The organism is Bradyrhizobium sp. KBS0727, assembly GCF_005937885.2.
Lineage (GTDB): Bacteria > Pseudomonadota > Alphaproteobacteria > Rhizobiales > Xanthobacteraceae > Bradyrhizobium.
In genome coordinates this window covers 3,783,259-3,806,576 of the sequence record NZ_CP042176.1, presented here as the reverse complement: position 1 = coordinate 3,806,576, position 23,318 = coordinate 3,783,259, and the positions used below count along the sequence as shown (strand labels likewise).

At 63.1% G+C, this 23,318-nt stretch carries 24 protein-coding genes; 16 read left to right on the top strand and 8 right to left on the bottom strand.

Annotated features, from left to right (window positions below):
- Positions 1–9: 9 nt before the first annotated feature.
- Complete coding sequence (locus tag FFI89_RS17660; protein ID WP_246669182.1) at positions 10–360, bottom strand: PilZ domain-containing protein; 351 nt, start codon at positions 358–360, stop codon at positions 10–12.
- 216 nt (positions 361–576) lie between these two features.
- On the opposite strand from FFI89_RS17660, the gene FFI89_RS17655 reads away from it, so the two are divergent.
- The 3 genes from FFI89_RS17655 to FFI89_RS17645 are packed head-to-tail and all read left to right on the top strand — an operon-like array spanning position 577 to position 3,646.
- Positions 577–1,980 (top strand): MFS transporter, encoded by a 1,404-nt coding sequence (locus FFI89_RS17655; protein ID WP_138838703.1) that lies wholly within the window; start codon positions 577–579, stop codon positions 1,978–1,980.
- A gap of 17 nt (positions 1,981–1,997) precedes the next feature.
- Positions 1,998–3,194: an acyl-CoA dehydrogenase family protein gene (locus FFI89_RS17650; RefSeq protein WP_138838701.1), complete on the top strand. Its 1,197-nt coding sequence runs from the start codon at positions 1,998–2,000 to the stop codon at positions 3,192–3,194.
- A 50-nt stretch (positions 3,195–3,244) separates the two neighbouring features.
- A complete protein-coding gene (locus FFI89_RS17645) occupies positions 3,245–3,646 on the top strand; it encodes a VOC family protein (RefSeq protein WP_138838698.1) in 402 nt (133 codons plus the stop codon).
- Between the two features lie 399 nt (positions 3,647–4,045).
- Here FFI89_RS17645 and FFI89_RS17640 read toward each other — a convergent pair whose 3' ends face one another.
- Entirely contained in the window at positions 4,046–4,810 is a 765-nt protein-coding gene (locus FFI89_RS17640; RefSeq protein ID WP_138838696.1) for a Spy/CpxP family protein refolding chaperone, read from the bottom strand.
- A gap of 458 nt (positions 4,811–5,268) precedes the next feature.
- On the opposite strand from FFI89_RS17640, the gene FFI89_RS17635 reads away from it, so the two are divergent.
- The 7 genes from FFI89_RS17635 to FFI89_RS17605 all read left to right on the top strand — a co-directional run bounded on the left by FFI89_RS17635 (position 5,269) and on the right by FFI89_RS17605 (position 12,855).
- Positions 5,269–6,609, top strand: coding sequence for an ABC transporter substrate-binding protein (locus tag FFI89_RS17635; RefSeq protein ID WP_138838694.1), 1,341 nt, complete (start codon positions 5,269–5,271; stop codon positions 6,607–6,609).
- 181 nt (positions 6,610–6,790) lie between these two features.
- Entirely contained in the window at positions 6,791–7,729 is a 939-nt protein-coding gene (locus FFI89_RS17630; RefSeq protein ID WP_138838692.1) for a carbohydrate ABC transporter permease, read from the top strand.
- Positions 7,729–8,640: a carbohydrate ABC transporter permease gene (locus tag FFI89_RS17625; RefSeq protein ID WP_138838689.1), complete on the top strand. Its 912-nt coding sequence runs from the start codon at positions 7,729–7,731 to the stop codon at positions 8,638–8,640. The genes FFI89_RS17630 and FFI89_RS17625 overlap by 1 nt, the downstream gene beginning before the upstream one ends.
- 4 nt (positions 8,641–8,644) lie before the next feature.
- Entirely contained in the window at positions 8,645–9,745 is a 1,101-nt protein-coding gene (locus tag FFI89_RS17620; protein WP_138838687.1) for an ABC transporter ATP-binding protein, read from the top strand.
- A gap of 31 nt (positions 9,746–9,776) precedes the next feature.
- Positions 9,777–10,766 carry a hydroxyacid dehydrogenase gene (locus FFI89_RS17615; protein ID WP_138838685.1) on the top strand — a complete coding sequence of 330 codons (990 nt, stop codon included), beginning with the start codon at positions 9,777–9,779 and terminating at the stop codon, positions 10,764–10,766.
- A 75-nt stretch (positions 10,767–10,841) separates the two neighbouring features.
- Positions 10,842–12,266: an amidase gene (locus FFI89_RS17610; RefSeq protein WP_138838672.1), complete on the top strand. Its 1,425-nt coding sequence runs from the start codon at positions 10,842–10,844 to the stop codon at positions 12,264–12,266.
- 121 nt (positions 12,267–12,387) lie between these two features.
- Positions 12,388–12,855 (top strand): hypothetical protein, encoded by a 468-nt coding sequence (locus FFI89_RS17605; protein WP_138838670.1) that lies wholly within the window; start codon positions 12,388–12,390, stop codon positions 12,853–12,855.
- A gap of 20 nt (positions 12,856–12,875) precedes the next feature.
- Here FFI89_RS17605 and FFI89_RS17600 read toward each other — a convergent pair whose 3' ends face one another.
- Entirely contained in the window at positions 12,876–13,388 is a 513-nt protein-coding gene (locus tag FFI89_RS17600) for a DUF1993 family protein (RefSeq protein ID WP_246669181.1), read from the bottom strand.
- A gap of 106 nt (positions 13,389–13,494) precedes the next feature.
- On the opposite strand from FFI89_RS17600, the gene FFI89_RS17595 reads away from it, so the two are divergent.
- Together FFI89_RS17595 and FFI89_RS17590 are read left to right on the top strand one after the other, a co-directional pair.
- Positions 13,495–14,265: a transporter substrate-binding domain-containing protein gene (locus tag FFI89_RS17595; RefSeq protein WP_371722519.1), complete on the top strand. Its 771-nt coding sequence runs from the start codon at positions 13,495–13,497 to the stop codon at positions 14,263–14,265.
- Between the two features lie 185 nt (positions 14,266–14,450).
- Positions 14,451–15,281 carry a DUF2147 domain-containing protein gene (locus tag FFI89_RS17590; protein WP_138838664.1) on the top strand — a complete coding sequence of 277 codons (831 nt, stop codon included), beginning with the start codon at positions 14,451–14,453 and terminating at the stop codon, positions 15,279–15,281.
- A gap of 108 nt (positions 15,282–15,389) precedes the next feature.
- On the opposite strand, the gene FFI89_RS17585 is transcribed toward FFI89_RS17590, so the two are convergent.
- Together FFI89_RS17585 and FFI89_RS17580 are read right to left on the bottom strand one after the other, a co-directional pair.
- Positions 15,390–15,794: a cupin domain-containing protein gene (locus FFI89_RS17585; protein ID WP_138838662.1), complete on the bottom strand. Its 405-nt coding sequence runs from the start codon at positions 15,792–15,794 to the stop codon at positions 15,390–15,392.
- A 25-nt stretch (positions 15,795–15,819) separates the two neighbouring features.
- Positions 15,820–16,518: a ribonuclease activity regulator RraA gene (locus FFI89_RS17580; RefSeq protein ID WP_138838660.1), complete on the bottom strand. Its 699-nt coding sequence runs from the start codon at positions 16,516–16,518 to the stop codon at positions 15,820–15,822.
- A gap of 224 nt (positions 16,519–16,742) precedes the next feature.
- Here FFI89_RS17580 and pxpB point away from each other — a divergent pair, with 224 nt between their 5' ends.
- Genes pxpB through FFI89_RS17565 form a run of 3 tightly spaced genes read left to right on the top strand, consistent with a single transcriptional unit; the run spans position 16,743 to position 19,336 of the window.
- Entirely contained in the window at positions 16,743–17,474 is a 732-nt protein-coding gene (gene pxpB, locus FFI89_RS17575) for a 5-oxoprolinase subunit PxpB (protein ID WP_138839359.1), read from the top strand.
- Positions 17,471–18,526 carry a biotin-dependent carboxyltransferase family protein gene (locus FFI89_RS17570; protein WP_138838658.1) on the top strand — a complete coding sequence of 352 codons (1,056 nt, stop codon included), beginning with the start codon at positions 17,471–17,473 and terminating at the stop codon, positions 18,524–18,526. Before pxpB ends, FFI89_RS17570 begins: the two co-directional genes overlap by 4 nt.
- A gap of 39 nt (positions 18,527–18,565) precedes the next feature.
- Positions 18,566–19,336, top strand: coding sequence for a LamB/YcsF family protein (locus FFI89_RS17565; protein WP_138838656.1), 771 nt, complete (start codon positions 18,566–18,568; stop codon positions 19,334–19,336).
- A gap of 3 nt (positions 19,337–19,339) precedes the next feature.
- Here FFI89_RS17565 and FFI89_RS17560 read toward each other — a convergent pair whose 3' ends face one another.
- On the bottom strand, positions 19,340–19,492 hold the full coding sequence (locus FFI89_RS17560) for a hypothetical protein (RefSeq protein ID WP_168212920.1): 153 nt from the start codon (positions 19,490–19,492) through the stop codon (positions 19,340–19,342).
- Between FFI89_RS17560 and FFI89_RS34380 the strand changes: the two genes are divergently transcribed.
- Entirely contained in the window at positions 19,491–19,658 is a 168-nt protein-coding gene (locus tag FFI89_RS34380; RefSeq protein WP_168212919.1) for a hypothetical protein, read from the top strand. The genes FFI89_RS17560 and FFI89_RS34380 overlap by 2 nt on opposite strands.
- A 130-nt stretch (positions 19,659–19,788) precedes the next feature.
- Here the strand turns inward: FFI89_RS34380 and FFI89_RS17555 are convergent, their stop codons facing one another.
- Together FFI89_RS17555 and FFI89_RS17550 are read right to left on the bottom strand one after the other, a co-directional pair.
- Positions 19,789–21,387, bottom strand: coding sequence for a sulfite reductase subunit alpha (locus FFI89_RS17555; RefSeq protein ID WP_138838652.1), 1,599 nt, complete (start codon positions 21,385–21,387; stop codon positions 19,789–19,791).
- Positions 21,384–23,171, bottom strand: a complete 1,788-nt coding sequence (locus tag FFI89_RS17550) for a NirA family protein (RefSeq protein ID WP_138838650.1) — start codon at positions 23,169–23,171, stop codon at positions 21,384–21,386. Before FFI89_RS17550 ends, FFI89_RS17555 begins: the two co-directional genes overlap by 4 nt.
- Between the last annotated feature and the right edge of the window lie 147 nt (positions 23,172–23,318).

Here is a 23,318-nt window from a genome sequence, read left to right as displayed (position 1 = left end):
TCCGAAGGATCATTCCGCGTCGATGAAAGTCAGGCCGATCCGGTTTTTCTGGATCCAGGCAATCTGGCACTTATGAACGATCGACGAATCGTTCGCCATCACCAGAAGGAAGCGTTGCGGAACAAAGGCCGGGTTTTCGACGTCGATCGCCGCCCCCTCGAGCGAAACATTCCGCACCACGCAGCGCATCACCGAGCCTCCTGACGACACAAAGGCCGGCTCGTCGGTGTCGGTTCGCGGATGCCTTCGTTTCTCTTCCATCCCGCCTGGTCCCGGATGATGCTCAATCGATGACGATATCGCCAAAACATTAAACAATGGCGCGCGTGCGCTGCAGCAGTTGCCGGCTGGCGGCAACACGGAAACACCGGCTGGATGGTTGCACCCGATTCAGGCGGCTTGCGCAATTGCTTTTGTGCAGAGCAGTACGAGGTCCCCATTGTTCGCATGCAGATGTGCCCCGCGTCAGCACAGGCTTGCCGATCGCGCCGGTAGCAGGATAGCCTTTGAACACATGCGGTGCGCAGGCGCGACGTCCGCTGAGATATAAAAATGAACAGGCGCCGGGGGAACGCCATGTTCGAAATACTCGACCGCCGGACGAGTCTGACCGGCAATCAGATCAAGATCCTTGCTGCGGCCATCATTGGCGACGCGCTCGAATTCTTCGATTATTTCCTGATCGGTTTCGTGCTCGCCTTCCTGATCGGCCCCTGGAAGCTCACCTTTGGTCAATCGGCCACCGTGCTGATGAGTTCCGGCATCGGCGCCATCATCGGCGCCTATGTCTGGGGCTGGCTCGCCGATCGTATCGGCCGCCGCGTGGTATTCATCGGGACCGTGCTGAATTTCTCGATCGCGACCGGCCTGCTCTATTTCACGCCGGACAACGGCTGGGTCTATCTTGCGATCATGCGCTTCTTCGTCGGAACCGGTGTCGGCGGCCTGTATTGCGTGGACCTGCCGCTGGTGCAGGAATTCATGCCCTCCTCCAAGCGTGGCTGGGTCGGCGGCCTCGTGACCTGCGTTATCCCGCTCGGTGTCGGCCTCGGCGCCGTCATGGGCGCCCTGATCGGCAGCGGCGAATGGCGATTGCTGTTCGCGATCGGCGTGTTGCCGGCCTTTCTTGTCTTGCTCGTGCGTCTCTGGGTTCCGGAGTCGCCGCGCTGGCTGTGCCGCCAGGGCCGATACGAGGACGCGCGCAAGTCGCTCGCCTGGGCCTTGCAGATGGAACCGTCGGCGCTACCGATGCCGACGGCAGCCGATGCCGGTCCGGTCATCAAGTCGAGCTGGTTCGATCTGTTCAAATATCCGCGCAGCCTGCTGGTTTCGTGGCTCGGCAATGCCGGCGCCCAGACCGGCGTCTACGGCATCACGCTGTGGGCGCCGTCGCTGTTTGTCTTGCTGTTGAAGGTGTCGCCACAGGAGGCCGCCAAGATGATGATCCTGCTCAGCGTCTCCGGTTTCATCGGCCGCCTCTCGTTCTCCTATTTCTCCGAAGCCCTGGGGCGCCGTACGGCCGGCGGGCTGCTTGGCCTTGGCGCCGGCATCCTGACCATCGTCGCCGGATACAATTACGATACGACGCTGTTCGGCCTGTCGGCGTTCTGGCTGATCCTGGCCGTGGCCTTCTTCTTCGCCGACGGCGGCTTTGCCATCGTCGGGCCCTACGCGGCCGAGGTCTGGCCATCCCATCTTCGAACCACCGGCATGGGATCGGCCTATGGTTTTGGCGGCATCGGCAAGATCATCGGCCCGGTCGGGCTTGCCCTGATCGTCGGCTCCAACAACTACCTCAAACCCGACGTGCCGCTGACCCAGATTCCGACGGCCTTTATCTATCTCGGTTGCTGGTTTCTGATGGCCGGCATCGTGTATTATTTCATCGGCTTTGAAACCAGGGGCAAGTCGATCGAGCAGATCGACAAGGAACTGGCCGATGGGCTCGATCTTTCGACCGCTCAAGTTCGTCAGGCCTAGTCTTGAATACACAAGTCTTGGATACAGCGATCGCAACGACTGCCGATCTTGCGGGCGACCCGACGGTGATCGCCCTAGCCGAAGCCGTGCGTCCTCACGTCGCGGCGGCTTCGAACGCCATCGAGACGACGCGCCGGCTGCCGCGGGTGCTGCTGGACAGGCTGCACGAGGCGCAGCTGTTCCGGCTGCTGTTGCCGCGCTCGTCCCGCGGGATCGAAACCGATCCCGTCACCTTCTTCCACGTCATCGAAACCATCGCCAAGGCCGATGCCTCCACGGCCTGGTGCCTGAGCCAGGCCGGCGGCTGCGCCATGTCGGCGGCCTATCTCGACCTACCGGTGGCGCAGGCCATCTTCGGCGACCCCCGAGCGGTGCTGGCCTGGGGGCCCGGCCCCAGGGTGAAAGCGGTCGAATGCGAGGGCGGCTATCGCGTCACCGGCGTGTGGGCGTTTGCCTCCGGCGGCCGTCACGCGACCTGGCTCGGCGCGCATTGTCCGATCTATGCGGCCGACGGTTCGCCAAGATACGAAGCCAACGGCTCGCCGCTGGAGCGCACCATGCTGGTGCGCACCGAGGACGTCGAATGGACCGACATCTGGAACACCGTCGGCCTGCGCGGCACCGCCAGCGACCAGTTCGCGCTGAACGACCATTTTGTCCGGTCCGATCACTCGATGACCCGCGAATTCGACCGCGAGTGCCGTGAAAGCGGCCCGCTCTACCGCATGGGCGCGGGCACCTGTTACCAGGTGGGCTTTGCCGGCGTCGCCTGCGGCATCGCCCGGAGCGCGCTCGATACCTTTGTCGAAACGATGCGCAACAAGGTGCCGCGCGGCGCCAAAGGCCTGTTGCGCGACAACGCGGTGGTCCAGTGCAATCTCGCCCAGGCGGAGGTCAATCTCCGCGCGGCGCGCGGCTATGTGCTGCAGTCGATGGCCGACACTTGGAAAGATCTTACCGCGGGCGGGACCATCACCGTTGCACAGCGCATCAACATGCGGATGGCCTCAACCAATGCCATTCACAAGGCGCGCGAGGCGGTCGATTTCGCCTACAACGCCGCCGGCGCCACCGCGATCTTCGAGGATCATCCGCTCGAGCGCCGCTTCCGTGACATGCACACCGTGACTCAGCAGCTTCAGGGCCAGATCAGGCATTTTGAAACCGTCGGCGCCTGGATGCTGGGCGCCGAAACCGACCTCACTTTCGTTTAAACCCATCTGCGTTTGACCCCCTCAGCGTCCAACAAATAAGGAGAACAACCATGGGACTAGGCGGACTACAGCACTACACCATCGAACCCTCTGACCTCGAGCGCACCAAGGATTTCTATTGCGACGTGCTCGGTCTGGAAAACGGTGACCGGCCGCCGCTCGACTTCCCCGGCTACTGGCTCTACTCGGGTGGCACCGCCACGGTGCACCTGATGGGCACGCGCAAGCCACGCGAAGGCATCGTGGTGCGCGGGACCGAGAAGAAATTCGAGGACACCGGGCGGCTCGACCATATCGCCTTTGCGGCGGATGACGTCGACGGCATGCGCAAGCGCCTGCAGGCCAAGGGCGTGAAATTCCGCGAGAGCATCGTGCCGCGGACCGGCGACACGCAGTTCTTTCTCTACGATCCCGACGGTGTCGGCGTGGAATTGAATTTCCCCAAGCCCTGACTTTAGAAGTCGGGCGTGACGCCGCAGTCCTGCCCGGCGTTCGACCTCAATTCGGACAGCCCCCGCTGGCCGAATTCGTTTTCGCAATGTTATCGCGCCCGTGCGCCGGGTGATGTGGCGGCGCAACACTCGGCCGCGAACGACCAGGTTCCCGACAAGGCCACGAGTCAGCCATCACTAAGGCGCGAGTTGGTCAGGGTTTCCACATCATTGCATGACGATTGGGAAGGCCGCGCCGCTGCGGCAGGATAGCCGGGTGCCGCGCCTTCAACCCTACCCCAGGGCATGCGTGCCCGGCTATTCGTCCGGCGCGCGCTCAAATCGACCAGCGCGTGGGCACCATTGGACGCATGGCCAAATCCCGGTTGGCGTCAAGCAACCGGCTTGGGCCAGCAGGCGTCAGTCCAGCCCGCGCTCGTGGCTGAGATTGACCATCTCCTGAATGAACGTCGCCTTTTGCTTGTCGTCCAGCGCTGCAAACAGCGGCTCGGCCGCGTCGGCCACATTGCGCTGATCGACGGCACGGTCGTTGAGGAACTGGGCTTCGTTGCGCATCTGCTCGATGATATCGTCGGGCGGGTCGCGCTTGGCGCGTGCGATACGCAGGTTCAGCCGATCGGCGCCGTTGTGCCCGAGATAGTGCATTGCGCTGTTGAAGCCTGCCCAATGCTTCTCCTGCTCGGGAGTGAGGTTCAATTCCTTCTTGATCCGCTCGATATTGGCGTCGCTGTTGATGACGATCTGTTCGGCGGTCAGCGTCGGCGCGCCATCCTGAGTGAGGACGGCTTGCTGTTGCTGCTTTGCGGACTTCGTGCCCTTCGCAGCCTTTGCCGGCTTCGCGGTGTCGCCTTGCTTTGCGGTGTCGCCTTGTTTGGGCGGCTCACTCGGCTTGCCCTCTTTCGCTGCCGGGGCCTGTCCGCCCTTCGAACCGCCGGTCAAGACGCCGGTGACGCCAGTCACCACGCCGACGACGCCGCCGATAGCGCCGCCCAGCACGCCGCCGACGGGGCCGGCCGCCTTGTTACCCTCTCGCGCCCCTTTCTCGACCCCTTGGACCACCTGCGCGTCCACGCTTGCGGATGCACCGAGTGCAAGCAGAGCCACGGCGCCAAGTGCGACACGCAACCGCGACCACGGACGCGCAAGCTTAGTAAGACTGATCATTATTTAGGCTCCATGGTCGATCGGCGAGGACAGCGTGTAGGGGGAGGTGAATCCTGCGATGTCTAAACTATCGTTTTCGCCCCGAGCCCGTCCACCGTCGCGGTGCGCTGTCCACGACAGGGAAATACCTTCCGCGCGAAAGAGTTACACACGCGCCATATTGACTGTGGCACAATCGTATCCGGTTGCGGCGAGATCGGAACGCGTAGTGTGCAGCGCAATACGATCGATCCGATTATTGACGATCCTCTCGGCGTCGAAACGACGCCGGTGATGCCGGGAATTCATACACAACGTTAGTTCAATGCATGCGATCGTCGTGTTTTCTCGACAGACGCAAACAATTCTGCTCTGATCTCATTACAAAATATCCGCTGGCACGTCGTTCTCATCCGGCGTGGCAACTGACGGAGAATAAAAACAAGAAGCACAATCTGGCTCAGCAAAGAGGAAACGCCATGTCACGCAAGAAGCTTTCTCGCCGACAATTTGTTGCTGCTACTGCGCTATCTTCCGCCGCATTGATCACCGCGCCCTACATTCGCGGCGCCCACGCTGCCGGCAAGCTCGCGATCGGCTTCTGGGATCATTGGGTGCCCGGCGCCAACAAGGCCTCGACCGATCTGGTCAATGAGTGGGCCGAAAAGGCCAAGGTCGAGGTGACGATCGACTACATCCCGAGCCAGGGCAACAAGAACCTTCTGACCATCGCGGCCGAAGGGCAGGCGAAGTCCGGCCACGATATCATCGCGATGCCGACCTGGTGGGCTCACGCCAATTCAGAACAGCTCGAGCCCGTCAACGACATCATGGGGCCGATCATCGCCGAGAATGGCGAAGTCAACGGCACGGCCAAGTATCTTGGCCAGCTCGACGGCAAGTGGCTCGGTGTTCCCGCCTGCGTCGGCAGCCAGATCAAGGGGCCCTGCTCGCGCATCGACCTGATGAAGAAGTACGCCGGCATCGACGTGCAGGCCATGTACCCGGCCGGTTCGGAACCGAAGGCCGACAATTGGACGCTCGATACGTTCCTGAAAGCGGCCGAGGCCTGCCACAAGGGAGGATTCCCGTTCGGCATCGGTCTCGGCGAGACCACCGACAATGTCGATACCGCGGGCGCGATCTTCTTGTCGTACGGCGCCCAACTCGTCGACGCCAAGGGCAATCTCACCGTCAAGACCGACGCCGTCCGCCAGGCGCTTGAGTACTACAAGAAACTGATCGCCTTCCTGCCGCCGGATGCCGCGGCTTGGGATGACGCGTCCAACAATAAATGGCTCGTCTCCGGCAGGGGCGCGCTGATCATGAATCCGCCGAGCGCCTGGGCGGTTGCCAAGCGTGACGCGCCGCAAGTTGCCGAACAGTGCTGGACCCACGGCTTCCCGGCCGGGCCGAAGGGCCGCTTTGCGCCCTACCTGCCCTATTTCTGGAGCATCTGGAACTTCTCCAAGAACAAGGAAGCCGCGAAGAGCCTGCTGGTGCAGCTATCGAAACCGGCTGCGATCGAGAAGATGGTGACGGCGAGCGGCGGCTACGACCTGCCGGCCTACGAGAAGCTGACGACGTTGAAGGTTTGGCAGGAGGAAGGGCCGCCGAAGGGCACGCTCTATCACTATCCGAACCCCTACAAGCATCAGATCCTGTCGATCGCGGCGTCGCCGGCGCCGCCCAAGATCGCACAGCAGATCTACGCCCAGGCGACGCTGACCAAGATGTGCCTGCGCTACTACCAGGGCGAAGCAATGGAAAAGACACTCGCCTGGGCCGAAGGCGAGTGCGAAGGCTTCATGCGGAGCTAGGATGTGAGATATCCCGCGGCGGCCTGCCGGATGGCGGGTCGCTGCGGCGTATTCGCCGCCAGACCGCCTCGTCGGAAATCGGCTTTCTGATCGCCGGTTCCAGTCTCGGCTCACGACAAGAGCTCGCTTCAAGAGCCGTTATCTTTAGCCTTTGAGATGAATCGCGCGGAGAAGATCCATCATGGTTGATGTCGCATTTCAGCCGAACAGCGTCGGCACCACGCAGCCGGCGCGCAAGCGTTCGAGTTTGCGAAAGGCGCTCAAACGCAAATCGACGGCCGCCTTCCTGATGACGCTGCCGCTGATCGTTCTCATCGCGCTCCTGGTGCTCTATCCGGCGTTCTATTCCATCCATCTGGCGACGCTGAACAAGTCGATGCAGAGATTCATCGGCCTCGGCAATTTCGAGTTCCTGTTCAAGCGCGATACGTTCTGGCTGGTCGTCAAGCAGTCCTGCATCTTCGCGATCTCTGCCGTCATCTTCAAAGCGCTGATCGGATTCATCGTCGCGCACTTCGTTCACAACATTCCCGCCAAAGGGCAGCGCAAATGGCGCGGCATGCTGCTGGTGCCGTGGGTGATCCCGCCGGCGATGAGCACATTGGCCTGGCTGTGGCTGTTCGACCCCTCCTACAGCGCCTTCAACTATACGCTGTCGTTTTTCGGCATCGGCCCGATCCCATGGACCGGCGATGCCGACTGGGCGCGCTTCTCCGTCATCCTGGTCAACGTCTGGTACGGCGCGCCGTTCTTCATGATCATGTACCTGGCTTCGCTGAAGTCGGTGCCGGACCAGCTCTATGAAGCCGCCGCCATCGACGGCGCCAACTGGTGGCAGCGGATCTGGTACATAACGCTGCCGATGATGCGCAACATCATCGCGATCACGACGCTGTTTTCGCTGATCGTCACCTTCGCCAATTTCGACATCGTGCGAATCCTGACCACCGGCGGCCCGCTGGATCACACCCACATCTTCGCGACCTGGGCCTTCAGGATCGGCATTGAAGGCAGCGATATTCCGCTCGGCGCCAGCGTCTCGCTGTTCATGGTGCCAATCCTGGCGGTCGCAGCGATCTTCATCCTGCGGGATGTCAACAAGCGCGGGAATGAGTCCTGATGAGTACAGTTGCAATCGACAAGGCCGCCCCGACACGCAGCGTCAAATATGGCAGCATGAGTCGCGACCGGACATGGGCGCTGCGCTGGTCGTATTTCTTCCTAACGCTGTTTGCGATCTTCTCGCTGGTGCCGCCGATCTACATGCTGATTACCTCGCTCAAGAGCAGCGCGGAGATTTCGGCGGCGACCAACCCTTGGTGGGTCTTTCATCCCACCCTTGAAAACTACGTCGGCCTGCTGACGTCGAACCAGTTCCTGCGATTTTTCCTGAACTCCGCGATGGTCTCGATCTTCGTGGTCACGATCACGATGCTGATCTCTGTGCCGGCGGCGTTCGCGCTGGCACGAATGCGGTTCTGGGGCTCGGCGACGCTCGCGACCGGCGTGTTCCTGACCTATTTGATCCCGGACAGCCTGCTTTTCATTCCCCTGTTCAAGGTGTTTGCGCAGTTCGGCGAATGGACCGGCATCCAGTTGATCAATCGCTGGTACGTGCTGCTGTTCATCTACCCGACGCTGACGGTGCCGTTCTGCACCTGGATCATGATCGGCTATTTTGCCTCGATTCCGAAGGAGCTTGACGAAGCCGCCATCATCGACGGAGCCTCCTGGTTCCAGACCCTGACGCGGATCTTCATTCCGGTGGCGCTGCCCGGCCTGATCGCCGCGACCATCTTCGCCTTTACCGTCTCGTGGGCGCAGTTTCTTTATCCGCTGGTGTTCACCACCTCGACCGACCAGTTGGTGCTGCCGGTCGGCATCATCACCACTCTGATCAAGGGCGACGTGTTCAACTGGGGCCAGATCATGACCGGCGCTCTGCTCGGAGCAGCACCGCCGCTGATCATCTACGCCTTCCTGATGGACTACTACATTGCCGGCCTGACCGCCGGCGCGACAAAGGGTTGAACTCATGGCTGACGTGACGTTGCGTAAGGTTGTTAAGCGTTATGACGACGTCGAGGCGGTGCGCGGCATCGATCTCGACATCGCCGACCATGAGTTTGTCGTGCTGGTGGGACCGTCAGGCTGCGGCAAGTCGACCACGCTGCGGATGATCGCAGGCCTGGAGGACATCTCCGATGGCGACATCATGATCGGCGGCGACGTCGTCAACGACGTGCCGCCCAAGGACCGCGACATCGCGATGGTGTTCCAGAACTACGCGCTCTATCCGCACATGACCGTCGCAGAAAACATGTCGTTCGGACTGCGGCTGAAGCGCTATCCGAAGGCCGAGATCAAGAGCCGGATCGACGAGGCGGCGCGCATGCTCGACATCGTCGAACTGGTCGACCGCAAGCCGAAGCAGTTATCGGGCGGCCAGCGACAGCGCGTCGCCATGGGCCGGGCCATCGTACGTAACCCGAAGGTGTTTCTGTTCGACGAGCCGCTGTCGAACCTCGACGCCAAGCTGCGCGTCCAGATGCGGATCGAGATCAAGAAGGTGCACCAGAAGGTCCGCACCACCACGGTCTACGTGACCCACGACCAGGTCGAGGCGATGACGCTTGCTGACAGAGTCGTGGTGATGAACCACGGTCGCATCGAGCAGATCGGGACCCCGAATGAACTCTACCACAAGCCGGCAACGAAATTCGTCGCAAGCTTCATCGGCTCGCCGGCCATGAATTTCATCCCCTGCCGGCTCGAGGACGTCGGCGGCAAGCTGCAGATTCGCCTGACCGACCGTATCGCCTTCCCGCTACCGCCGGCACGCGCCGCGCGATACAAGGATATTTCGCGCGCAGACAAATTGCTGCTGGGCATCCGGCCCGAGCATATCACCGAAGCCAAGGCGCATCCTGAGCCCGGCATCGAGAACTTCGACGCCGCGCTCGACGTCACCGAGCCGATGGGGATGGAGACGCTGATCTATTTCGCGATGGAGGGCGCGCAGGTCTGCGGCCGGGTCAATCCCAACGCCGGGGCGCAGGATGGCGCCCCGCTCCGATTGGCAGTGGACCTCAACAATATGCACCTGCTAAACGAGGTGACCGGCGTCGTCCTTTGACGGCGTAAAAAAACAGCACCAAGGGCAGGAAATGGCTACCAACAAGAAGAAAATCTTCGCCACGGAATCGATGTCAAACCAGGGCCGTGCATTGCTCCACGCGCGGGACGACATCGAACTCGTCGAATTTCCCAACATGATCTCCGCCAGGGATTTCGAAGCCAAGCTGAAAGAGCACGCGCCGGTTCACGGCGTTGCCCTCGGCGGCACGCGTTTTGGCGAGACCGAGCTCGAGGCGTCCAAGGACATGCAGGTGGTGACGCGGATCGGTGTCGGCTTTGATGCCGTCGACGTCCCCGCGCTGAGCCGCCGCAAGGTTCCGCTGATGGTGGCGGGTACGGCGAATTCCCCGTCAGTCGCCGAGCAGGCGCTGTTCATGATGCTGACGCTGGCCAAGCGTGCGGTGGAAATGCATTCGATCGTCCGGGACGACAAGTGGCCGAGCCGGCTCGGGATGCTGCCCTACGATCTCTTCGGCAAGACGGTGCTGATCGTAGGCTTCGGCCGCATCGGCACCCGAACCGCCAAGCGCTGCCAGGCGATGGAAATGAACGTTCTGATTTTCGATCCCTACAAGCCTGCTGCTGACATCAAGGCCGCCGGTTGCGAGCCGGTTTCCGACCTCGACGCGGCGCTGCCGCGCGCCGATTTCGTCAGCATCCACTGCCCGAAGAACCCCGAGACCGTCGGCATGTTCAATGCCGCGCGGCTGAAGCTGATGAAGCCGAGCGCCTATCTGATCAATACCGCGCGCGGCGGCATCGTCGACGAGGCGGCGCTGCATGACGCGCTGGTGTCCGGCAGGCTAGCCGGTGCCGGCCTTGATGTGTTCGAGCAGGAACCGCCGCCGGCCGGGCACAAACTGTTCGCACTTCCCAACGTCATCATGGCGCCACACGTCGCCGGCGTGACGCGAGAAGCCGTCGATCGCATGAGCGAGCAGACCGCGCGCAATATCCTGAGCGTCCTGGACGGCGAACCCCTGCGCCAGAATGTGATCAACCAGGACGTCCTCGGCTGAGAAGCCTGAAACGATGACCCAATGATTCCGGACTGACGGGCGGATCGTCGATCGACCCTCAACGAGGTGACGCATATGGCCTTCAAGGAATACGGCAATTACGACGCGGTCGGTTTGGCCGAACTGGTGCGGAAGAAGCAGGTCACGCCGCGTGAACTGCTCGACGAGGCGATTGCCCGTACGGCAAAGGTCGACCCGCAAATCAACGCGGTCGTGGTCAAGCACTACGACCATGCCGAGCGCCAGATCGATCGCGGTCTTCCGGACGGTCCTTTCACCGGTGTGCCGTTCCTCCTGAAGGACCTCGATCTGCTGGAGGGGACCCGCACGACATCGGGCGCGACGATCCTGAAGGATTTCGTCGCCGACCACACCGGCACGCTGGCGCAACGTTTCCTCGATACCGGTGTCTCGATCTTCGGAAAGAGCGCCAGCCCAGAATTCGGCCTGATGCCGACGACGGAATCCCGCCTTCACGGGCCGACCCGCAATCCCTGGAATCTCGCGCACTCTTCCGGCGGATCGTCCGGCGGTGCGGCGGCGGCGGTTGCCGCCCGGATTCTTCCCGTCGCGCATGCCAGCGACGGCGGCGGCTCGATCCGGATCCCGGCTTCGGCCTCCGGCGTGTTCGGCCTGAAACCGACCCGGGCGCGCAATCCGCTCGGTCCCGACCGCGGCGAAGGCTGGGGCGGGTATTCCTGCGGCCATGTCGTCAGCATCAGCGTGCGCGACAGCGCCGTGATGATGGACGCGATCCATGGGCCCGAACCGTCGAGCCCCTATGTCGCGCCGGCCCCGGAGCGGCCGTTTTCGCAGGAGGTCGGCCGTGACCCCGGCAAGCTTCGCATTGCGTTCACCGACCGGTCGCCTTATGGCGACGCCATCGATCCGGAGATTGCTGCGGCGGTACGCGAAATCGCCGGCCTGCTGGCCGGGCTCGGCCATCATGTCGAGGAACGGGCCCCCGAACTTGCCGCCGACCCGGCAGCCGTCATGGCAACGATCGTGGGCGGCAACACCGCGCTGACGGTGCGGCTGATCGAGCAGAAAATCGGCCGCGAGATGACCGATAGCGATCTCGAGATCCTGACGCTGGCCAGCGCCCACAACGCCCAGAAGACCACCGCGACCGATTATGTCGCCGCCCAGCTCGCGGCTTTCCAGATTTCGCGCGCGCTGGCGACCTTCTTCGAGACCTGCGACCTTTTCCTGTGTCCCACGCTGTGCTCGCCGCCGCTACGGATCGGTGAGCTCGACACGATGTCGAGCGATTTGTCGCATATCGCGCCGATCCTGCGCCGCTACATGCCCGCGACCGCGATGTTCAACATGTCCGGCCAACCAGCCATGTCGGTGCCGCTGGCATGGAACAAGGCCGGCTTGCCGCTCGGCATGATGTTTTCGGCCAAACTCGGCGATGAGGGCGTTTTGTTCCGGATTGCGGGCCAACTGGAGCAGGCGCGGCCCTGGCGGGGCAAATTGCCGCCGGTATCTGCTTGACGTCGGGCTCGAAAACGCTAGGCACGGACAAAACTCAGCCTTATTCGGAAGTGAGGACAGCAATCCGGGCGGCAGCGGGGACACCGATTCCGCAGACGGAGTTCGATCCGGAGGCTAAATTGTGAGCCACAGCGACCCGACCGACAACGCGCTGGCGGCGATTGCCAGCATTCTCGATCAGCCGGATATCCATCGCGAGCCGGTTCGGCCGGCGGTTGACGAAAGGCCGGTCAGCCCTCCTCCGCTGCCTACCTCCGTGGAGGCACAAGCCCCGATCCAGCCCCACGCGCCTGTCGATATCCATGCGCCCATCGAGGCTCATGGCTACTCCAGGGTCGGGCCCGGTCCGATGGCTGCGCTCCGCTTCAGGTGGACGGTCCGTGCCGACAACGGCGAATACTATGTAGATGAGACCATCGGCGAGAATTCAAATCCCGTCGTCAGCGGCCCGATGAGCCGGGATGCCGCAGTCCAGATGGTTCATGACCGCGAGGCCGAAGCGCACCGCCGCTTCGAGCAGTTGAAGAGCGAGATGAGCGGGCGCGGCGCCGCCGCCAATCTGGTGCGCAAGGACAGCGGCGAGGCATAGTCCTCCTCCGACGTTTTCGCCTAACGTGGCGGCCCGAGAAAATCCTTCTTGGCGAGTTCGACGCCGGCGTGACGCAGGATGTCGTAGGCCGTCGTGATGTGAAAGAAGAACTGCGGCACGCTGAACGTCAGCAGCAGTGACTTCCCGGTAAATGTTCGCATCGCACCGCTCTTGAAGGTGAAAACGACCTCTTTGTCGCCCGCGGCATCGACCGTCGCGCGCGGCAAGCCCTGCACAAAATCGATCGCCGCCGCTATCCGCGACTTGAGCTCGGCGATGTCGGGCTCGGCATCCCCGAATGTGTAAGGGGTGCTGCCGGCAAGCAGCGCGCCGGCAACGACCGCATGACGATTGGCCTCGGCCACCTGCTGCTTCAGGCTGTACATGTTGGGATAGAGCCGCATGTTGAGCAGCACCGCGGGATCGATGTTGCGGGCCTTCGCATCCGCCGCGGCGTGGTCGAGAAGCGCGGACAGGTTGCCGAGAAAGGGCACGAAGACGCCGACCGAGGCGTCGTAGAGCGAGATGGTCACGATTTCGATTTCTCCGGCTGGCCCCGCGCGGGCATCTGGTCTAAATCCATCGCCATCGCACCAAAGTGCAATAGAAATCGCTCGGGGAGAAGTCGTGATGTTTCGAATGCTGGCCAGCGTCATGGTTGTTCTGTGGACGGTATCCGCGTCAGCCCAGCAGCCAGCGGCCTCCTCGCGCCTCGACGACATCATCAAGCGCGGAACGTTGCGTGTCGGCATGACCGGCGACTATCTGCCGTTCACCTATTTCGACAAGGCGACCGCCAAATTCCGCGGTTTCGACGTCGACATGGCCGAGGCGCTTGGCAAGGCGCTCGGCGTCAGGGTCGAGTTCGTCCAGACCGCTTGGCCGCAGATGATGAAGGATTTCGAGGCCGACAATTTCGACGTCGCGATGGGCGGCGTCTCGATCACGCTCGACCGGCAGAAAAAGGGAATGTTCTCCACGCCGATCATGCGCGAGGGCAAGACTCCGATCGCCCGCTGCGCCGACAAGGGCAAATTTGAAACCATCGCCGATATCGACAAGGCCGGTACGCGCGTGATCGTCAATCCCGGCGGTACCAACGAGCGCTTTGCCAAGGCCAATATCAAGAACGCCGAGATCAAAACCTGGAACGACAACGTCACCATCTTTGACGAAATCGCCAAGGGCAATGCCGACCTGATGATGACGGACGCTGCCGAGACCCGCTACCAGCAGAAGCAACACGCCGGCGTGCTCTGCGCGGTGCATCCGGAAAAGCCGTTCGACTTCGCCGAGAAGGCCTACTGGCTGCAACGCGATGTCGCGCTCAAGGCGTTCGTCGATCAATGGCTGCATATCGCCACCGAGGACGGCAGCTATCGAAAAATCTACGCCGCCTGGTTCGATTGATCCGCAACCAGATCGGTTTTCGCAGAAAATTGACCGCTTATCGGCCGCAAATTAGACTGGCCGGACCATCTTTGAACCAAAGCCGCTAGGATACGACTCATCATTTGAAAGTGATCTGGATCACGTTGCGTGAGGCTGCAAATGCGTAGCTTCGGGGATTGGAATTCCCCGTTCAGGAGGTCGTTATGAAGAAGCTTCTGGCTATCGCCGCCCTGTTGCTCGCAAGCACCGCGGCGCAAGCCCAGTACACCTTCGAATATGGCGGCCGCACCATTCGCGTCGATCCCGATCGCGGAACCGTCTCGATTCCCGGCGTTTACGACAATAGCGGCCGCAAGGCCAAGCGTTCGCGCAACGAGGACACCGACCGTTCGCGCAAGTCACCTCAACAGGCCAAGACCGACTCGCAGCAATCCGCGCCCGACGCTGCGGCGCCGGCTCCATCCGAGCAGGCCGCGGCGCCCGCAGCGACGGCTCCCGTTCCCGCGGCCCCTGCACCGGTAGCGCCTGCTACGGCCTCAACGACTGAACCATCGACCGCAACGGCAGCCGCCACGCCCGCGGATACCGTGACGACATCACCGCCCGCCCCGCCTGCCCCGCCGGTTCAGCAAGAAGCAGTTCCGGTAGCCAAGCCCGCTGATGCGCCCGCACCACTCGTCGCCGCCGTGCCGCCCACGGCACCCGCCCCGGCCCCGGCAGCGGTTCAGGCCGCGAACTCGCCGCTTGGCCTGTGGCTGACGGAAGAGAAGGAAGGCAAGGTCAGGATCGAGCAATGCGGCGCCAATCTCTGCGGCTATTCGGTCGACAAGAAATCCAACCAGAACGGCGAACAGGTTCTGATCAACATGAAGCCCGCTAAGGACGCCAAATGGAGCGGCCGGATCCTCGATCCGAACACCGGCAGCACCTATGATTCGACCATCGCGTTGAAAGGCTCCGACAGCCTGCGCGTCCAGGGTTGCGCCTTCGGCGGCGTGTTCTGCGGCGGCCAGACCTGGACCCGCGTCAACTGACAAACCCGCCATCGCACAGGCAACAAAAGCCTCGCCCGGTCGGCGGGGCATTTTGTTGGGCGCTTGCCGGTTCTGTGCGCGGGTACCTGGATCGCCGAGCGGATCTAGCTAGCCGACCTTGGCGGAATACTCCGCGTCCGTGACCTTTTCCATCCAGGTCGCGGTGTTGCCGTCGAGCGCTTCCTGCATCGCGAGGTGGGTCATGCCATTGGTCGGCGAAGCGCCATGCCAGTGTTTCTCGCCCGGCGGAATCCAGATCACGTCGCCGGGGCGGATTTCCCGGATCGGTCCGCCCTTGGTTTGTATTCGGCCAAGCCCTGCCAGCACATAGAGCGCCTGACCGAGCGGATGCGAGTGCCATGCGGTGCGTGCGCCGGGCTCGAAGGAAACGGAATTCGCGACCAGCCGTGCCGGGGATGCGGTCGCGATAATCGGGTCCTGCAGCACGGTGCCGGTGAAATATTCAGGCGGTGCGGTGCGCGTCGGCCGGGAGCCCGCGGGATGAAAGTCCATGGGGGGTTACCTCTCCTTGTTGGTGTTATTTCTTGCTGGCGGCGTAGCGCGCCTTGGTCTCGGCGTTCATCGGATAAAGGCCCGGCAACGCCGCGCCGTTATTCACTTCGTTGACGATCCAGGCCTCCATCCGTTCCTGCTCCGGCCCCTCGGCCAGCACGTGGTCGAGCAGTGCCTGCGGGATCAGCACCGCGCCGTCCTGGTCGGCGACCACGATGTCGTTGGGAAATACCGCAACACCGCCGCAGCCGATCGGCTCACCCCAGCCGACGAAGGTCAGCCCGGCGACCGACGGCGGCGCGGCAAAGCCGTCGCACCAGACCGGCAGGTTGGTGCCGAGCACGCCTTCGACGTCGCGAACCACGCCATCGGTGATCAGCGCGGCCACCCCGCGCTTGACCATGCGGGCGCAGAGAATATCGCCGAAAATGCCGGCATCGGTGATGCCCATGGCGTCGGTGACACAGATGCAGCCTGCCGGCATCGCTTCAATCGCGGTGCGGGTCGAAATCGGTGACGACCAGGATTCAGGCGTGGCGAGGTCTTCGCGCGCGGGGACAAAGCGCAGCGTAAAGGCCGGTCCGACCAGCCGCGGCAATCCCGGACGCAGCGGTTTAGCGCCGCGCATCCAGACGTTCCGCAGGCCCTTCTTGAGCAGAACGGTGGTGATGGTGCCGGTGGAGACACGGGACAGGGTTGCGACGGCTTCGGGGGACAGGGACATCTGGAATGCAGGCTCCGGGAGGGAATTGAAAGCTCCCGCATCTTGCGGGGCGCGGGCATCGCGTCAAGGGCTGACCGGATATGCGCGATCACAACATCTTATCAGCGCGATGCAGATTAATTTATTGAACTTGCAGGCTGATTTCGCACGAAGCGAATTCCACTTCGCCACCAAACACGCTACAGATTAGCTCTCGCCCAGAAGCTATGAGGCATTCCGAGGCCATGGCCGCGCCGCTATCCCCGCCCCGCCTTTTGCCCAGTGGCGACAGCGCCATCACGGTGGAATTCAGCCGCAACATCGACGATGCCGCCAACCGGCGGGTGCTGGCGCTCGACCGCGCGCTGGCGGCCGAGCCGATCGCCGGCGTGACCGAGGCCGTGCCGACCTACCGTTCGCTGCTGGTGCATTACGATCCCCTGCAGGTCGGTTTCGACGATCTCGGCGAGAAGCTGTTGGCGCTCGCTCAGCGGCCTGTTCCGGAGACAATGCCGGCCCGGCGCTGGCGTATTCCCGTCGTTTATGGCGGCGAGCATGGCATCGACCTCGAGGACGTTGCCAAGACCCTCGACACCACACCCGAGGATATCGTGGCACGGCACACGGCCGGCGATTATCGCGTCGCCATGATCGGCTTTACGCCGGGCTGGTCCTATCTCAGCGGGCTTGCGGATTTCCTGCATCTGCCGCGGCGTCAGAACCCGCGGCTGCTGACACCGGCCGGCACGATTTCGATCGGCGGCGTGCAAACCGGCGTGCAGTGCCTCGCCGGCCCGAGCGGCTGGCATCTGCTCGGACGGACGGCGGTCCGCACCTATCAGCTCCACCGCGATCCGATCTTTCTTTTGGAGCCGGGCGACCAAATAACCTTTGCGGCCGTCGATGCAAAAACCTTCGCGGAGCAGGATCGCGCCGCTGAAGCCGGCGAGTTCATTGCCGAGTTGCTGGCCTCATGAGCAAACTCGTCATCGCATCGATTGGCCCGGCAAGTTCGATCCAGGACGGCGGACGTCCCGGCTCGCAGCGCTATGGCCTGGTGCCAAGCGGTGCGATGGATCGCCTGGCGCTGGCGACGGCGAATACGCTGGTCGGAAACGACCCCTTTGCCGCATGCGTCGAAATCGGCCCGTTCGGGGCGACGTTCACGGCGCGCGGCGGTGCGGTTCGGATCGCACTCGCCGGCGCATCACGGAATGCCGATATCGCCGGGCGCCCGGTTGCACCGGATACTTCCGCGACGCTGGCCGACGGCGAGACACTGACGCTCGGCTTTGCCCGCAGCGGTTCGTTCAGCTATCTCGCCATCGAAGGCAGTATTGCCGGCGAGCCGATGTTCGGCAGTCTTGCCGTCAACGCCCGGGCCGGCCTCGGCAGTCCCTATCCCCGTCCCCTGCAGGCCGGAGACGAATTGCAGACCAAGGCGGCCAGCGGCGCGACGGAGCGGCGGATCGACCTGCCGCCGGCATCGGACGCGCCGATCCGGGTGGTGTGGGGACCGCAGGACGACGAATTCGCCGACGACACCAAGAAGCTGTTTGTCGACAGCGAGTGGAAGGTATCGGCGACCAGTGACCGCATGGGTTACCGGCTCGAAGGCCCCGCGCTTGCGCATCTGCACGGCCACAACATCGTCTCCGACGGCACCGTGAACGGCAGCCTGCAGGTGCCCGGCAATGGCCAGCCGATCGTGCTGATGCCGGACCGCGGCACCAGCGGCGGCTATCCCAAGATCGCGACCGTGATATCAGCCGATTTCGGCCGGTTTGCGCAGACCCCGGCCGGGCGGCCGTTTCGTTTCCAGGCGGTCAGCATGGCCGAGGCGCAGGCCGAGGCGCGTAGGTTTGCCGAGCTGCTGCGCTCCCTGCCCGAGCGGTTGCGCGCGCTCGAAAGCGTTGATCTCAACCTCGACGCGCTGCACGATGCCAATGTCGCAGGCCAGGCCGTCAGCGCGGTCGATGCCGTGACCTGGCAGGTCGCGCCGCAGGCCGACCCATCGGGGCCGGACTAACCGCCCACAAGATCCACAGAGTAGAAGCGGACCAACATCATGACAACCATCGACCTCAATTGCGATCTCGGCGAAAGCTTTGGCCCGTGGGAAATGGGCAATGATGCCGCCATGATCGAACTCGCGACATCGGTCAACGTCGCCTGCGGTTTTCATGCCGGCGATGCCGACATCATGCGCCACACGGTCGAACTCGCGAAGGCGCGCGGCGTCAGCGTCGGCGCCCATCCTGGATATCGCGATCTGCACGGTTTTGGCCGTCGGCCGATGCCAGGGTTGAAGTCGTCGGAGATCGAAAACCTGATCGCCTACCAGATCGGCGCCTTGCAGGCGATTGCAACCGCCGCCGGCCACAAGGTGACGCACGTCAAGGCGCATGGCGCGATTTCCAACGTCGCCTGCGAGGACGACATGACGGCAAGGGCCATCGCCAACGCCATCAAGGCGGTCGATCCCAACCTCATCTTCGTGGTGCTGGCCAATTCAAAGCTGGTGACCGCGGGCGAAGCGGCCAATCTGCCGATGGTGCATGAGGTATTCGCCGACCGCGCCTATGAGGACAATGGCTCGCTGGTCTCGCGCAAAAAGCCCGGCGCCGTGCTGCACGACGCCAAAGAGATCGCCGAGCGGGTAGTGCGGATGGTGCAGGACGGTGCGGTGGTCTCGGTCACGGGCAAGGTCATCAAGATGCGCACCGATACGGTCTGCATCCACGGCGACACGCCGGGCGCGGTCGAAATCGCGCGCGGGGTCCGTCAAGCCTTGAAGACTGCCGGGATTGCGGTCGCGCCGTTTAAGACGGCTGGTTAATTCCTAGAATGGGTGAACCGACAGCGTGCCGAAAACGACGGCCGCTATGATCGCGAGCGCGCCATAGAGCGCCGCGGTATGGAACCCGGCTCCCGTCCGCCGGGACAGCGAGCGCGCATATAGGTGCAGGCGGGCTTCCGCCGATAGTTCGCGCATGGTCGACCTCCAACGCTGCATGGGCTGCATATGGAATATCGGTTGCGCCCGGATTCAAGCCGGCGGGAAAAAAAGTGATGCCGACGCTTCGCCGGAACAGGTTTTCAGCTGGAAATTCTCCGGCCGGGATTCTCGTGAGAATTTTATTCGCGCCGATTTGAGCTAACCGGAACCCGAATATCCGGAAAACGCACGGCGCCAGACACAAAATCGCGAAAACAACCCCATGCAAAGTAGAAAGGAGCGGGAAAAAGGCCCGGCGTCCCGACCCAATCTGACCTCGTCCCGCCCCTAGACTAGTACACGTCCTGCTGGAACCGGCCCTTTTTCTTGAGATCCGCAACAAAGAGGATGGCCTCGTCGGTCGAGCGTGCACCGAACTGGGCGACGATGTCGACCATCGCCCGCTCGACGTCCTTTGCCATGCGCTTGGCATCGCCGCAGATGTAGACGTGAGCGCCCTCGGCGAGCCACGTCCACATCTCACGGCCGACCTCGCGCATGCGGTCCTGGACATAGAACTTCTTGTCGCCGTCGCGCGACCACGCCAGCGACAACCGGGTCAGCAGACCCGAGGTCTTCATCGCGTTGAGTTCGTCGGCATAGAAGAAATCGCAGTCGCTGCGCTGATGGCCGAAGAACAACCAGTTCTTGCCGGGCGCCCCGGTGGCGCGGCGGTCCTGCAGGAAGGCGCGGAATGGCGCGATGCCGGTCCCCGGACCGACCATGATGATCGGCGTTTTCGCATCCTCAGGCAGCGCGAAGCCATGGGCCTTCTGGACATAGACCTTGAGTTCGTCGCCCGGATTGATCCGCTCCGACAGGAACGTCGATGCAAGTCCCAGACGCCGGCGCTTATTGATCACGTAACGCACGCAATCCACCGTCAGCGACAGCTTTCCCGGCGTCGCGTTGTGTGACGACGAGATCGAGTACAGCCGTGGCTGCAGCGGTTCCAGCGCCTCGACGAAGGCCTCGGGGTGCGGACGGACCCGCGAAAACTTCTGCAATACCGCCATCACGTCAAGCGTGGCGGCGTCGCCATCGGGATCCTCCCCTTGCGCCAGCGCACGGGCCTTCTCCCGCAGCGCGCCGCCGGTCAGGTACGAGATCAGCTCGAACAGCGAATCCGGCGCCGGAGACAACGAGACATCGTCGAGCAAGACCTCGCGCAACGTCTTGCCCCTCACCTCCGTCGTATGCGACGCGCCGAGCAGCGCGATGATCTGGTCCACCAGGCCGAGATCGTTGCGGGCGAAGATGCCGAAGGAATCGCCGACGACGTAATCGAGCCCGCAGCCGGACAGATCGAATTCGATATGCCAGGTTTCCTTTTCCGAGCCCTTGCCGTTCAGCAGCCGGCGCGAGAGGAATTTTGCCGGCACCGGATTGTCGCGCGAACGCCCGGCCTCCGATACGACGGCGGGCGTCGCGGGCGCGGCAGCCGGTGCCGATGACGGCGCGGCGGCGGGCGCCTTGTCGATCTCCTCATAGAGTGACTTCAGCATCCGCGCGGTTTCCTTGCCGCCGGGGACGCAGAGATTGAGGCGCGCTTCGCTCTTGGTCGCGATCGCTTCGGAATAGTTATGGCAGTCGTAGCCGCACTGGCCGCAATCCTGCTGTGCCATCGCCGCCATGAATCGCCGTCGCAGCGGGCGGCCTTCGGCGAGCTTCATCCGATCGGCGATCGGCATGGTCTGGTCGTGCCAGGGCGCTTCACCGTCGTCGCCATCGCCGCCACCCATGACGGCGGCGCCCTGCTCGGCCGACAATGGGGTCGGTGCGTCCGACAACAGGCCGGCAAAGAAGCCGTTCAGCCATGACCGCTGCGCTTCCGAAAACGGTGCGCTGCCGGGAATGATCTCGATCTTCGGCGGGGGCGTGATCTGGTTCATGAGGACACCTCGGCATCGGCGAGCTTGCGCAGCGTCTCGCCGTCATGGCGGCGCGCAAACGAAAGGAAGGTTTCATCGGATGAGGCGCGGTGCGCGAGATACGCCTTCAGCAGCCGCTCGACCGTCTGCGGCGCATCTTCGGCCTTGAGGTCGTGATAGACCTCCTGCCCGACATCGGCGTTGGGACCAAAGCCGCCGCCGGCGAACAGGTGATAGCCCTCGACGGTGTCGTCGTCCTCGCCAACCGGCACTTTGGCGGCAATCAGCCCGATATCGCTGATGTAGTGCTGCGCGCAGGAATGGTGGCAGCCGGTGAGATGAATGTTGAGCGGGGTCTCGATATTGACCCGCGGCTCGCACCAGTCGCCGATCTCGGCCGCGTGCAGCTTGGTATTTGACGCCGCGAACTTGCAACCGGCATTGCCGGTGCAGGCGATCAGGCCGGCGCGGATCTGCGAGGCCTCGACGGCGAGCCCAATCGCCTTGATCGCCGCGATCGCGAGTTCGACATTTTCGTCACGCACGCCCGATATCAGCAGGTTCTGCCAGACGGTCAGGCGGATATCGCCGTCGCCGAGGTCGTGCGCGATCCTGGCCAGCCCACGCATGTGCTCGCAGGTGACCTTGCCGAGCGGCAGCGACACGCCGATCCAGTTCAGGCCTTGCTGCTTCTGCTTGTGAACGCCGATATGGGCCATGCGGTCGAACGCCGGACGTGGCGCAAACGCCTCCGCCGGCACGCGGGTGAAGGGCTGGCCGAGCCGCTCTTCCACGACGTTGAGGAATTTATCGTGTCCCATCGCGTCGAGCACGTATTTCAGCCGTGCCTTGAGACGGTTGGTGCGGTCGCCGAGATCGATGAAGGCGCGCACGATCGCGTCCGATACCTTGGTGGCGTCCGCGGGCTTGACGATGATGTCGCCGTATCTGGCAAAATCCCGGTGACCGGTGATGCCGCCGAGCCCGAGGCGAAACCAGACGCCGGGCTCGACGCCAAAACCGTCCTTCACCTCGACCGCCGAAAACGCGATGTCGTTGGTGTCTTCCAGCACGGCGATCTTGCCGGCGCCATCGAACGCGACGTTGAATTTGCGCGGCAGTCCCGTCAACGAGCGATCGTTGAGGATGTGATAGTGCCACTCGCGGGCATATTCGCGGGTGTCGATCAGTTCCTGCGGATCGATCCCCGCCGTCGGCGTGCCCGTGACGTTGCGGATGTTGTCGGCGCCCGAGCCGCGCGAGCACAGGCCGAGATCCTGAATGCCTTCGATCAGCGCCACCGAATTCCTGAAGGGAATTTCGCGCACCTGCAAATTCGCCCGCGTGGTGACGTGGCAGAACGGCCCGCAAAGCTGCTCGGCAAGATCGGCCATGCCGGCGAGCTGCCAGTGCTTCATGATCCCGTTCGGGATCCGCAACCGGCACATGTAAGAGTCCTGCGCCGGCGCCACGTAGAACAGGCCGTAATAGCGCCAGCGAAAATTGTCCGCCGGCGACGGCGGCGCATCGTCCAGCGCCTGCTGCTTCAGCCGCGGATAGGCGTCGAACGGATGTTCCTCGCGTTTGAATTTTTCCTGATCCGCGAGTTTCTTGCCGGAGGCGATGACCTTGTCCTGCGCCTTGATATGGGCGGCTTCCGGTCCGGCCGGCTCGGCGTTTGCCTTGCCCGCGCTGCCGCCGCCAAGGCCGCGCCCGACCCGGCTGATCTGCAACCCCGTGGTGAAGCCTTCGAGGTAGCGTTTCTGCTCGTCGGTAAAGTCGATGGTAAGAGTCTCGATTTTCATGATGGGCGACGAAGCTCCTGCGGGCCACGACAGGTGGCATGACGAATTGGTGGGCGACCGCCAGAGACCCATCCAGCCGTGTGCTGAGCGATCTCGGGAGACGGTCCGACCAGCTTCGTTGCTGCGGAAATCCATCTTGGACGTAGG